General features: G+C 34.4%; 16 protein-coding genes. 13 read left to right on the forward strand and 3 right to left on the reverse strand.

The window, feature by feature from the left end; all coding sequences use genetic code 11:
- Positions 1-120: 120 nt before the first annotated feature.
- The 7 genes from HF876_RS01265 to HF876_RS01295 all read left to right on the forward strand — a co-directional run bounded on the left by HF876_RS01265 (position 121) and on the right by HF876_RS01295 (position 5,013).
- On the forward strand, positions 121-480 hold the full coding sequence (locus tag HF876_RS01265) for a hypothetical protein (RefSeq protein WP_169358220.1): 360 nt from the start codon (positions 121-123) through the stop codon (positions 478-480).
- Between the two features lie 44 nt (positions 481-524).
- Entirely contained in the window at positions 525-776 is a 252-nt protein-coding gene (locus tag HF876_RS01270; RefSeq protein ID WP_169358221.1) for a hypothetical protein, read from the forward strand.
- Between the two features lie 318 nt (positions 777-1,094).
- Entirely contained in the window at positions 1,095-1,376 is a 282-nt protein-coding gene (locus HF876_RS01275; RefSeq protein WP_169358222.1) for a hypothetical protein, read from the forward strand.
- 533 nt (positions 1,377-1,909) lie between these two features.
- Positions 1,910-2,656 carry a GTP cyclohydrolase II gene (locus HF876_RS01280; protein ID WP_169358223.1) on the forward strand — a complete coding sequence of 249 codons (747 nt, stop codon included), beginning with the start codon at positions 1,910-1,912 and terminating at the stop codon, positions 2,654-2,656.
- A 10-nt stretch (positions 2,657-2,666) separates the two neighbouring features.
- Positions 2,667-3,767 carry a bifunctional diaminohydroxyphosphoribosylaminopyrimidine deaminase/5-amino-6-(5-phosphoribosylamino)uracil reductase RibD gene (ribD, locus tag HF876_RS01285; protein WP_169358224.1) on the forward strand — a complete coding sequence of 367 codons (1,101 nt, stop codon included), beginning with the start codon at positions 2,667-2,669 and terminating at the stop codon, positions 3,765-3,767.
- A gap of 75 nt (positions 3,768-3,842) precedes the next feature.
- Positions 3,843-4,412, forward strand: a complete 570-nt coding sequence (locus tag HF876_RS01290) for a 5' nucleotidase, NT5C type (protein ID WP_169358225.1) — start codon at positions 3,843-3,845, stop codon at positions 4,410-4,412.
- A 160-nt stretch (positions 4,413-4,572) separates the two neighbouring features.
- The gene (locus HF876_RS01295) at positions 4,573-5,013 is read left to right on the forward strand and encodes a YhfM domain-containing protein (protein ID WP_169358226.1); all 441 of its coding nucleotides are present in this window, start codon (positions 4,573-4,575) and stop codon (positions 5,011-5,013) included.
- 104 nt (positions 5,014-5,117) lie between these two features.
- Here HF876_RS01295 and HF876_RS01300 read toward each other — a convergent pair whose 3' ends face one another.
- On the reverse strand, positions 5,118-5,909 hold the full coding sequence (locus HF876_RS01300; RefSeq protein ID WP_169358227.1) for a M15 family metallopeptidase: 792 nt from the start codon (positions 5,907-5,909) through the stop codon (positions 5,118-5,120).
- 217 nt (positions 5,910-6,126) lie between these two features.
- On the reverse strand, positions 6,127-6,909 hold the full coding sequence (locus HF876_RS01305; RefSeq protein ID WP_169358228.1) for a hypothetical protein: 783 nt from the start codon (positions 6,907-6,909) through the stop codon (positions 6,127-6,129).
- 179 nt (positions 6,910-7,088) lie between these two features.
- Here HF876_RS01305 and HF876_RS01310 point away from each other — a divergent pair, with 179 nt between their 5' ends.
- Genes HF876_RS01310 through HF876_RS01330 form a run of 5 tightly spaced genes read left to right on the forward strand, consistent with a single transcriptional unit; the run spans position 7,089 to position 10,903 of the window.
- A complete protein-coding gene (locus HF876_RS01310) occupies positions 7,089-7,862 on the forward strand; it encodes a phosphotransferase family protein (protein WP_169358229.1) in 774 nt (257 codons plus the stop codon).
- An 18-nt stretch (positions 7,863-7,880) separates the two neighbouring features.
- Positions 7,881-8,222, forward strand: a complete 342-nt coding sequence (locus tag HF876_RS19225) for a zinc ribbon domain-containing protein (protein ID WP_169358230.1) — start codon at positions 7,881-7,883, stop codon at positions 8,220-8,222.
- 57 nt (positions 8,223-8,279) lie between these two features.
- A complete protein-coding gene (locus HF876_RS01320; RefSeq protein ID WP_169358231.1) occupies positions 8,280-8,834 on the forward strand; it encodes an NUDIX hydrolase in 555 nt (184 codons plus the stop codon).
- Positions 8,831-9,856, forward strand: coding sequence for an aldo/keto reductase (locus HF876_RS01325; protein WP_169358232.1), 1,026 nt, complete (start codon positions 8,831-8,833; stop codon positions 9,854-9,856). Before HF876_RS01320 ends, HF876_RS01325 begins: the two co-directional genes overlap by 4 nt.
- 9 nt (positions 9,857-9,865) lie before the next feature.
- Complete coding sequence (locus HF876_RS01330; RefSeq protein ID WP_169358233.1) at positions 9,866-10,903, forward strand: collagenase; 1,038 nt, start codon at positions 9,866-9,868, stop codon at positions 10,901-10,903.
- A gap of 99 nt (positions 10,904-11,002) precedes the next feature.
- Here HF876_RS01330 and HF876_RS01335 read toward each other — a convergent pair whose 3' ends face one another.
- Positions 11,003-11,362 carry a VOC family protein gene (locus HF876_RS01335; protein ID WP_240949551.1) on the reverse strand — a complete coding sequence of 120 codons (360 nt, stop codon included), beginning with the start codon at positions 11,360-11,362 and terminating at the stop codon, positions 11,003-11,005.
- A 153-nt stretch (positions 11,363-11,515) separates the two neighbouring features.
- Between HF876_RS01335 and HF876_RS01340 the strand changes: the two genes are divergently transcribed.
- Positions 11,516-12,097, forward strand: coding sequence for a GNAT family N-acetyltransferase (locus HF876_RS01340; RefSeq protein WP_169358235.1), 582 nt, complete (start codon positions 11,516-11,518; stop codon positions 12,095-12,097).
- Positions 12,098-12,215: the final 118 nt, after the last annotated feature.

Raw genomic sequence — 12,215 nt, forward strand, 5'->3', positions numbered from 1 at the left:
TCTAATTATTTCAACCGTATTAAAGTATAGGAGTAGGTTATTTCAAAGGTGTTTTTTAAAATACGTTCCATAATATTACATTTTATGTAAGGCGATGCAGGTGGCAGGAGAGGTGATGGATTGAGTTTAACTCAAGTTATATATATAGTGCTTATATGGACAATACCTAGTCTAGGTTCTTGGTATTCCTTCAGGAAAATGGAGAATGAGAAACAGAAAAAGGTTATAAAAGAGTTGAGAAATCCTTTATCTATTTTAGGGATTATTCCCAGTTTTATTGGTTTCCTCGTATATCTTACAGGCTCTGTTGCAGCATCTGACATGAAAGTCTTACGGGATTTAGGGATTGCTTTAGCACTATTTGGTTGGTTTGTAATTTGGGGAGTAGGTTTAATAAAAGGAGAGGAAAATTCCTTTAAGTGTATTACTAAGATATTAATAGGGATTTCCGTACTAATTGCTTATATCTATCTTTTTTAAATAGGAACCTTAATTCTTTTCAAAAGTATTAGAGGAAAAGATAGATGAAGAAAGTTTTAAAAGGGGTGGAGTATATGAGTGAACGATTTGAATTAAGTTTTAAAAATAAGGAAGTAAGAATCTGGTTCTATTTGATGGTACCAACGTTTATTATAGGAAGCATCTTTATATTTTATGGTGAACAAAAATATCAGTATATTCCTTTGGTAGTATTAGTAATAGTTTGGACTGTTTTTTATTTGTGGCGTTATTTTTATCGTAAGAAAATGAAGAATAAAGTAAAAAATTCTTTTTAAGCTACAGCTGCCAGCCACAAGAATGAGTAAAGGCTTTTTCTTATTGAACTAAAGTAAGCAGTGCGGATTATAAGTGGGAGTTAGTTGGTATGGAAAACGGGCAACAGGATATGATATTAATCAAAAAATGTTTTGGAGCATATTCAATATTTACTTGGTTTAAGTGAATGATTTTGTACACCTTATGGGAGCATTACTTTAAGTTGGAGTAATGCCTTTTTTATTGATCTTAATGCAAAAGGTTAGCTGGACACGAATGGGAACTTTTACGAAATTTTAAAGTCATACTTAGAAGTTAAACTAATAGGGGTGTTATATATGAAACGATTCAGTATAAGCTCAATAGTCCTAATGTTTATTGGAATTCTATTCTTTATATTAAACTGGTTAATAGATGGTTACGTCGAACCTATTGTACTTACTGGAGTTATTTTTATAGTTATAGGGGCAGTGTTTAGTTTTGTTGCGATCTCTAAAAGAGAAAAAGGAAGCGTGAAATATATATCAATTGCTACTTTTATTATTCTACTATTTTTAGTTACTTGTTTTGAACCTTTTCAAGTTATTAGAATGATGACTTGGTTTAGAAATATTACTTAACTAACCGGTAATTTAACAAATTATTACAAAAACATAAAAGTAATAACAAAGTAAATGAGCAAAGATAAAAATATCCTAGCTCATTTTTTAGTTGTTTTAAAATTAACCTTTACTCATACCATAATAATAGGACTACAACAGTCTGAACTAGCTAGTACTGTTTCATCGAGAGTCGTCCACTCCAGAGCCAAGTATATAGAGACGTTTTAACAGGAACTCAAGTTGCTCTTTATACGTTTTGATTTATTAACTAATTTGTACGAATCTAGTTTTTATGAACATCCTGGAACGATTAAAGATGCTTATTATTTTTATTCCTTTTGGTCAGATCGAATCAAGAAAGATTATGTTATCTTAGGTTAAAAGTTATGGTAAGATGTTTATGTTTGTACGCACCATTCCCTAATGGAAAAGGGAAGAAAAGTTGACACGGCAAGGTTGCAATTATATACTAGGTTACGTTATGTAAGTGCTTAAAAATAATTAGAATATAATAGACAAAAATGATGAATATGAATGATAGGTGAATGAAAATGAATATAAATAAAGAAACGCTGACATTGTTACAGGATAAAATAAAAATAATAGAAACGGTTGAGGAGCTTGATCTTTGTTTAGTTGGGCCAGTTAACTTGCCTATTAAGCAAGGCGATTTCCAAACAACCTTTCAATGGTATACCTGGGTTAAAATTGATAAAAATTTATCAAAAGAGGATATTTTAACATCATTGCCACAATCAAATTTAGCTTTTGGCCAACAATCCTCTGTTCTTGTTTATGGTGACTTCGCGAATGAGGAAGATGCTCTTATTCGTATGCATAGTATTTGTCATACAGGAGATATATTTGGTAGTCAACGCTGTGATTGTGGTTTCCAGCTTCATGAATCGATGAAAATGGTAGTAAATCATGGCTGTGGAGCCATTTTTTATTTAGCAGACCATGAAGGCAGAGGAATTGGTTTATTTTCTAAATCACTGGCTTATCTTTTACAGGAGGAAGGCTATGATACGGTTGAAGCCAATCATGCACTAGGCTTTGAAGACGATAGTCGCTCCTATGAAGATGCAATTCGCGTGTTGGAAGTATTAAGAAGCAAGCAGGTGACTTTAATAACTAATAATCCTAGGAAGCTGGCTGCGTTAAAGAACCATGGTCTTCTTGCTAAGGATCACGTGCCTTTATGGGGTGGACTGACTGAAACAAATGAATTTTATTTGAATACGAAAGTGAAAAAATCTGGACATATTGTAGAAGAGAGTCCAAGTTTAAAAGTGTGAGGTGTACACAATGAAAACCGACGAGGAATATATGAGGCTTGCATTAGACTTGGCGGCTAGTGCGAAAGGCAACACGAATCCTAACCCAGTAGTGGGTGCAGTAATTGTGAAAAATGGAGTAATTGTTGGTACGGGACTACATCGCAAGGCAGGCGAGCCACACGCAGAAGTGCATGCATTTAAAATGGCGCAACAGCATGCGGAGGGTTCCACTCTTTATGTAACCTTAGAACCTTGCTCACATTACGGTAAAACACCACCTTGTGCAAATTTAGTAAAGGAATCAAAGGTAAGCAGAGTCGTTGTAGCGACTAGGGACCCTAATCCTGAGGTTGCTGGGAGAGGCATTCAGCTGCTCCGTGACGCGGGCATTCAGGTTGATGTCGGGATATTAGAAAAAGAAGCGCAAAAGTTAAACGAGCGTTTTATACACAATATGCTTACCAAGCGTCCATTTGTCATTTCAAAATTTGCCATGACGCTAGATGGTAAACTCGCAACCTACAATGGACATTCTAAATGGATTACTGGAGAAGTATCACGTAAAGATGTGCATACGCTAAGAAATGAAGTAGACGGTATTTTAGTAGGGGTAGGTACAGTAATAGCAGATAATCCAGCCTTAACTACAAGACTTACTGAGCTTGATGGAAAAAATCCTACAAGAATTATCTTAGATAGCAGCCTACGGACTCCTTTAGATGCACAGGTCCTTCAAACAGAGGAAGCCAAAACGATTATAGTAACAAGTAAAGAAGTAGATTCAAACCGTGTTAAGGAGTATGAATCAAAGGGAGCAAAAGTATTATTTGTTTCCAAGAGAAATAGTGGATTGGATTTAGAAGAGGTACTTAGTGAATTATATCAGCAAGGGTTAACCGACATACTAGTGGAAGGTGGAGGGGCGATAAATTCGGCCTTTTTGAATGCTGGTTTAATAGATAAATACTATATTTATATAGCTCCAAAAGTATTGGGAGGCAAAGAATCCATTACCCCTTTTACTGGGGAAAATCCAGAGTCAATGGATGCTGCCAAGCAATTGTATTTTGACGAGTTCCAAAAGTTTGGAGAGGATCTTCGTATAATTGCCTACCCTAAAAATAAATGAGCTACATAACTTTTGATCCAGTATTAAGAAAAATAAATAAAAAGTAACAATGGTATAAGAGTAGGAGAATAAAAAATGAAATTCGGCTTTGATATTGACGATACATTAATTAATTTGAGAGAACATGCTTTTCACTTGTACAATAAGAAACTTAACCAAAATGTGAATCTTGACGTATTTCATGCTTTAAAAACGGTAGAGATTCATGAAGCTTTTGGTTTGGAAAAAGAAGCTGGAAACACCATGTGGAAAGATTGTATGGAGGAAATATATTTTACCGAATGCCCATCCTTTGAGGGAGCCTTGGAAACTTTAAATGCTCTAGAAAATGATGGACATGAGATTTACTACATTACCTCTCGTCCTAAAAAATATTGCGCTCAAACACGAGATTGGATGAAAGCACAAGGCTTTCCAATAACAGATGAAAACTTCTACTGCGGGATGCAGGATGAAGAAAAAATAGCAACAATCAAGGCATTAGAGTTAGATTATTATTTCGATGATAAGCCAGCTGTTTTAGAAACGCTCCAAAACGTAAAAACAAAAGTATTCATAAAGGATCAATCGTATAATCAGTTAATGGATATGCCAAGGCTGAAACAATGGTCTGACTTGAGGAAAATTTTAGAGGAAACAGTCTAACTCGACATAATATATTTCGTGATTCGAATACCCCATGCACATTAGTCGCCAACTAATATGCACGGGGTATTTTTTAAATGGAATAATTTTTAAATTTGAAACAAAGCAAGGGAAGGGCCGTCTAATTATAAAATAGTTAAAATCCAAAGGAAGTGACATTTTGAAAAAAATACATTTCATTATCCTGTTAACATGTTTATCTATTTTACTAATAGGATGTCAATCAATTGAAAGCAAAGAAACAAATCACGATAACCCTCAGCAATCGTCAAATGAACAAGTAGAAGGTGAGGTAATGGAAGTTATCCTATCAAGCTCAACTTTGGAAGACACTATTATTTTTAAAGATGAAGCCAGTATAAAAGAGTTTAAAGATATGATTTCAAGTTCAGTACAACAAGCTGGAATTGTTAATATGTCTAATCCAGATCATTATATAGATATTATGTTTAAAAAAGATAAAAAACAAACTTATTATTTATGGTTAGGAGAGAACAGGGAAAACGGATCTTTAATGAAAGCTGATGATACCCATACGATTTATACTTTTGATGAAGAAACGAATAAAAAAATTAGCAATTTGTTGCAAAGGAAACAATAGACTTTGGGTTCAACTACATGCTTGACTGTTTTTAAAAGTAAAAAAAGATATAGGATTAGAATATATTTTTGTCATTCTATGTACTCTAGCGTTGGAGTATAAGTTCAATTCATTACTTCAGTTATAATGATCCCGCCCAAATTATCCCCTGAAATTTCAAATTTATTGCTTTTGGATGACTCCATACTTTTTAATAGTTCCTGTTTTACATATCTTATTTGATATTGCTTACCTTCAATGGTTGTGTCATATTCGCTTTTTTCTTTTAAAAATGCGAGGTATTCTTCTAACACTAAATCTTCATTGGTCATAATAAGACTATGGGGTTTTCCAACGTAGCGGAAATGCCAAGGTTCAAAAGCGATTCCAGTTACGTCCACTTTGTTCTCCGGATAACGTAAAATAAAGCCAAATTCTGGTGCATGTTGTGCTAACCAGTCGGCTTCCAGTGTATATTCCATCATTCCTTCGGTTGAACCAATATCAATGGACAAGCCTGACTGATGCTCACTATAGCCATTTGGCAGGGCATACTGTGAACCTAATTCTTCATAAAGTTGTTGTTGGACGATACCAGTACGGAAACCACTATTAAGCTTGAAATGCATAATTTCATCTTTTTCAGCTGCCTCGAACATTTCCTGCATAGGGGTCAGTAAATCCTTATGTACAGTCATTTCTGATTGTATTTCTACGTTATTTGCAAAGTCATTAGGTACCGCTTCGATTTCGGTTGGTTCTTGTTGAAGTTTTACCTCGTTATTAATTAATATAAGATTCCCTTCATAAATCTGTTCTTCTTCAATTGTAAAGATTTGTCTGTCTTCATTGGTATAGTTAGTAAAGATCAAATACCCAAATGTTGAAAGGCAGCATAATAAGAAGAATTTTTTCAACTGTCTCACTCCCTTACTAGATATATCTAGCATAGCAAGTAGACTTTAAGATTATGGTACGATAATTCTTAATTTTTTCTTAAGGTTATCATTTTGATAAACATCACCTCTTCACTAAAAACGTAATTAATAATCTATTCAGGTTGCTAGAAAGTAAATTGAAATTATCCATGCTGTACATGAATATCTTTGCAATTTACTCCCAAAGCAATTTAAATTAATTAGACCCATTTTTTATTTTTTGAAAGCTTGCTATAGAAGCCTGATACAGCTTCTCCATTTTTTCCTCTATGAAATTCGTTCTTTCATATAATGAAAATCGAATATGGTCGATCTGCCTCATTATTTTCTCCAACAAGCCTTCTTGGAGATCTACTCGACTTGTTAAATCCTTTTGAGCTTCTTCCAAACCACTAATCTGTTGGGTAATCGTATGATGGAAATGATGCTGTTCGTCCATTTTGGCCATTGCTTCATGTTGAAACGCTGACACCTGCTCCATACTTGAAAGTACTTCTACATTTTTTAATGAAAGATCGTCTATCTTTTGAACAATCACTCCGGAAGTTTCTTCAGATTTGTCTAATCGAACCTTTATATGGTGTTGTGTTTCATCTAGATGCTCAATATGTTCCATTAAACATTGTTTTCCAAGCTGCTCTTCTGTTATTAAGTGGTGCAACTTTTCGTTTTGTTGCTCTAATTTCTTTAAACCAGTTTGTATTTGTTTTTCAACCTGTTCATGCTGCATATTTAATTTCTTTAAGTACTCAAGTCTTTTGTTAAGTTCATTCCAATGGGTTATTTGTTGTTCTCCATATTGTTGTTGCGAATTATTTAATCGAATAATATTATCTAAAAAAGACTGGTTAGTTGCTTCTTGGCTAAGCATGAAATCGGTTAAGTAGTTACTACGAAACTCGACTTGGTTGCTAGCTTTTAATTCGCCATTATTTTTAAAAACACCTGGATGCTGGCTATCGTTGATGAATAATCCCATTAAATTTCCTCCTTATGAATTATCATATTTATTAGAATATGCATGTAGGTTAAATATAGGGATTGCGAGGCATGCATCAATTGGAATAGCGAAATAGTTTCAATTTTTACAAAATAATGAAAAAGGTATAGTTATTTATTATTAAGCTATTGTATAATATGACCTAGAGGTGTTTTATTTTGAATAAACAAATAAATGATAGTTTGGATATAAAAATAACTGGAGAAATACTTGCACAGTCTTTCCCAAAGCGTCAAGGTGGAACATCATTTACCACCTTTCTACAAACTAAAAAAGGACAATTTGTATGGAAAGTAGCAACTGAGCTACCTTATCGAGAATGGCTAAAAAAAGAAGCAGAGGTAATGGAACTTCTAAATAAAGAGACAGAACTTCCGATTCCATTATTCATGCATTACAAAGAGCAACCCGAAGAGAATTCACTTCTAATGAGTAAGTTAGAAGGCGTACCTTTAAGAGAAGCCTTACACGATGCAAATTCAATCGAGGAAAAGAGATCCCTTTTTCTCAGCTTTGGAACTCTTCTAAAATTATTACACACTACTAGACCTCCAGGTGCATTGCTAACTAAAAATATTTGGCTTGAAAAACAATTACATACAGCCGCTTACAACGTAAAGCATTACAAAGTGGATGGAAATGAAGAGCTACTCACCTATTTAAAATTGAACCAGCCTAAGCCAATACCTCAAACACTTATACATGGGGATTGTACGATTGATAATGTACTTGTGAAGGATGGTATGGTATATGCTTTTATTGATCTTGCTGGAGTAGCACATGGTGACCCTAGGTATGACCTCGCTCTTGCTACTAGATCCATACAATCCAATCCATTATTAGTGGAAGCTTTCTATGAGGGTTATGATTCTACACCAATTTCAATAGAAGAATTTAAATATTTTGATGGAGGTCTTTATGAATTTTTTTGAAAATGAGGTGACCTTGAAGTGAAGCTAATAGGTCCATTTATGATGATAGTTGGCATATGCTGCATAGGGTTTTCTTTGTTTGAATTTTTTACGCTGGAGTTTTTTGAGGAACCGCAGTATTTTTGGTTATTCTTTGTTGGTGCTCCCCTTATCTTTTTCGGATTTGTTTTAACTGGGGTAGGTAATTTTAAAAAACTAAAAGATCTAAATAACGAGGTAATACGTGAACAAATGGCTGCAGCCAGCCAAGGATGGGAGGAAGGACAGTTAAAAGCGGAAGCCTATTGCTCAAACTGTGGCCATCCAGTTCGTCGATCATCCAATTTTTGCTCCGACTGTGGTACCTCACTGCAAATGTAAGTATTTAGTCATTAGTATGGCTTATCTACTGAACTACAAGATAAAGGAGTGAAATGATTGAGCGCTTGGAAAACATTAAGTTCCTCGTATATTTTTAAAACCCCATTTGGAAACTTAAGAGAAGACATTTGTGAACTACCAGATGGACAGGTAATTGAAAGCTACTATGTCAATGAGTATACGGATTGGGTCAACGCCATTGTACTGACAAAGGAACAGCAGATTATATTAGTAAGCCAATATCGCTATGCAGGTCAAAATATCTTTTTAGAAATTCCAGCTGGAAAGCCAGAGGGACAAGAAAGCTACCAGGAAGCAATTATTAGAGAAGTTCAAGAGGAAACTGGCTATACAACCGATCGCGACCCAGTTTTATTGGGTCAATTTTACGTAAACCCAGCTACTCAAACCAATAAGGTTTACACCTATTTGCTTTTAGATACGTATAAAACTAGCGACCAACACCTGGATCCTACAGAATTTATAGATGTTCATACTTTTGATTTTAAAGAAATGCACTCTTTAATAAAGAATGGTGAAATTCAACAGCTTTTCACAGCCAATGCTTATTATATGGCTTTAGATTTTTTAAAGGAGTATGCAGTCAAATGATCAAAGGCTTTGCGTCAAAAGAAAATACTTTTGGTTACCTGAGTCTTCATCAATCTAATTTTAGAGAAACGCCATGGTTTTATTGCTCTCCAATTGCACTTGGAACACATTTAGGAGAGATGACGGAGGCACATTCTGCCTTATATCAAGAAACGATTCGTTATAGTCTATTGAACGGACTAAACTTTATTGATACCGCCTTAAATTATCGTGGTATGAAATCAGAAAGAGACATCGGCAAGGTTCTTTTAGAAATAACAGAAAACAAAAAATTGAACAGATCAGAATTTGTCCTTTCCACTAAAGGTGGGCTCCTACCTGGGGATAAAGATGCAGGACTTGTTCCAAAAGATTATTTAGAGTCGGTGCTTTTACAAAATACAATTATTAAAGAGACAGATATACAAACTTTTGAACATCAAAAGCATGTACTTACTCCTAATTATTTCCGGTTTGCTATAGAGCAAAGCAGAAAGCACCTTTATTTGGATACGATTGATATATATTATTTACATGTTCCAGAGCTTTCTATGAAGGTTCTTGGAAAAGATGCATTCTACAACCAGCTGGAGGATTTATTTTACTTTTTTGAGAAACAGGTAGAGAAACAAAATATCCGCTTTTATGGAATGGCTACATGGCTTGGACTTATTGGTGATCAGGATGAGAAAGGCTATATCTCTTTAGAAATAGCAGAAAGTATAGCCAGAAATGTCGGAGGGGAATACCATCATTTTAGATTTGTGCAATTACCTGTAAATAGAGTTTTTCCTGAAGCAATCAAAAAGAAAACTCAATCAGTTGCTGGAATTGAAATGACAGTACTCGAAGCAGCAAGACAGTTAGGAATACACGTAACGACCAGCGCACCCTTTAACCTAGGAAAAGAAATACAAAAAAAAGATGATAGCTTGCGATTCCTAATGAATACGAAAGGCATATTATCAACAATGGTTGGCATGAAGCAAATCGACCATGCCAAGTGCAACATAGCAACGAGTAAACGTAGAACCATTCAATAGGAGGATAAATTGAGAACGATCATCAAGCGAGCTTTGTGTCTGTTGTTTCCTTTCGTCATTGGAGCGTATACCGTGCAAGCATTTACTATGTATTATAGCTGGAGCAATCTAGTGTGGAGCATATTAATTAGCTGCTTACTTTTTATCTTTTATATGTATTACTTGGATACCAAACGAGACTTTTCGCTGTCTATTGTTCGTCCTCCAGTGAGCTTTATATTAACAGCCACCTTATTTTGCTCCTTTTACATAGGAGGTAGCGCATGGTCTAATTTCATAGAAGAACCTTATAAAGAGATAGCGCCTCTAGCTGCTGGAGCCAAAGCAGAAGAGAAGAAAAGCAGAAAATTATTCTCTTTATTTTCAGGAGACTCAATCCAAAAAAATGTGGAGTCTAAGCAGATTGATAGTATCTCTTATTATTTTGCAGCAGATAATATTGCTTCTGTGCAGGAGTACTCCTCGCTGTTAGCTAAGGAAAAGGCAAAGTTAGATCGGATTTTCGGGTCAGAGCTAAAGGACCCTTTAAAGATTGAAATATACAATGATTCTTCGGCTATTAAGGAAGTGTCCCCTGGAGCAGTAGGTTATTACAAACGTAGGAATCAATCTATTCATCTAATGAAGATGGATGATGAAAAAAGATGGGAACGAATATTATTACACGAATATACCCACTATCGTATTCACCAATTTGCAAAGGTTAATGGATTGAGTAGTAAAATGGAGCATCTGCCTTTTTGGTTCATAGAGGGGCTAAGTGAGTACGTTGGTTATCAGGATAGGGTGATTAACCATCAGATCCTAGGTGAAACAGTGGATTATCGCTTACTAGACACAAATAAAACCATCCCAGCGACTCTGGAACATTATAAAGTATATTTACAAGGCTACTTCACAGTGAAAAAGTTGGATAGTTTATATGGATCAGAAGTCATAGCGAAGTTGTTATTATCGGAGTCTTTAAATGATTTTTATAGCACCATGGAGAAAACTACTGGACAAAGCACAGAGGAATTTCAGAAAACTCTTCTAGCAACTTATTAAAAGACTTCTCTTTTATTATCAAATTAAAAAGAGCTAGATAACTAATTCTAGCTCTTTTTTAATGCACGCCGTAACTCAATTTTTATTTTAATTAGATTATTAATCTTCAAATTGCAGGTATTCTAAAATATTACCAAAAGGGTCTCGAAAACTAATGAATTTTCCTGGAGGACAATCAGTTGGTTCATCTATTATAAAATGTACTTCTTTTTCTTTTAAGATTTTAACCTTTTCATAAATATCTTCCGTTTGCAATCCCAATGCAACTCCTGAAGCATTTTGGTTATTGCTTGCACTATCATTTTCCTCCAAAACAAGAGGTAAGTTTCCGTTAACGAGTGATGCAAGCTTAGGACCATACTGCTTATGTAGTTCAAAACCTAACGTATTAGTATAAAAGTCAATTGCTTTATTTAAATTTGGCACATAAATGCTTATAACACAAATTTGATTTTTCAAATTATCCCTCCTATTAATAGTATTTTTATACATATTCTACATTACTTATTGATTGTCCTTTTTAGAGGATATAAATTTCCTTAGTCGAATAACATAAGTTAGAAATAATATTTTAATAGTTCAACAACATTTAAAAAAAGGGGGACATATTAAGTGTTTATTCGGGATTATAACGATTCAGATGAGATAGGTTGGGTAAGATGTAGAACACTATCATTTCTAAATACAGCCTACTTTGATAACGTATTGAATAAAAAAGAAAACTATGAAAATCCTGCAATCGAACTCGTGGCAGAATTAAATGGACAAATTATTGGACTCATTGATATAGAGTATGAAAAGGAAGAAAAAACCGTTTGCTCAAGAGGTCACGGCTTAGGAGGTATGGTTTGGCATGTTGCAGTACATCCAGATTACCAACGACAGGGAATTGGTGAGCAACTTCTCCAAGAAGCAGAAAAAAGAGCAATCAATATAGGGTTGAATCGATTTGAAGCGTGGACTAGAGATGATCGTTGGGTACGGAATTGGTATGAAAAAATGCAGTTTAAAAAAGTCTATTCCTATTACCATATTTATTTCGAAGGAAATGAAATGAAAAATAGAATTCAAAGTACTATTCCTAATCTTCACTTACAGAATACGTTTGCTCATTATGTAGGAGAAGATATTGAACAATTTTCAGATAACCAACGAATTCATGAATGCGTTTGCTATGAAAAATATTTTAAATAAAAAATACATCTTATTTTCCTAAAGCGTTAAAATGCTTTACCACGATTGTAAAGTGAGGTGTTGTAATGAAAATCAGAATGCTCTTTATGATGATTGTAGGAATATTATTCATTCCAGC

The organism is Psychrobacillus sp. BL-248-WT-3 (assembly GCF_012843435.1).
Classification (GTDB): domain Bacteria; phylum Bacillota; class Bacilli; order Bacillales_A; family Planococcaceae; genus Psychrobacillus.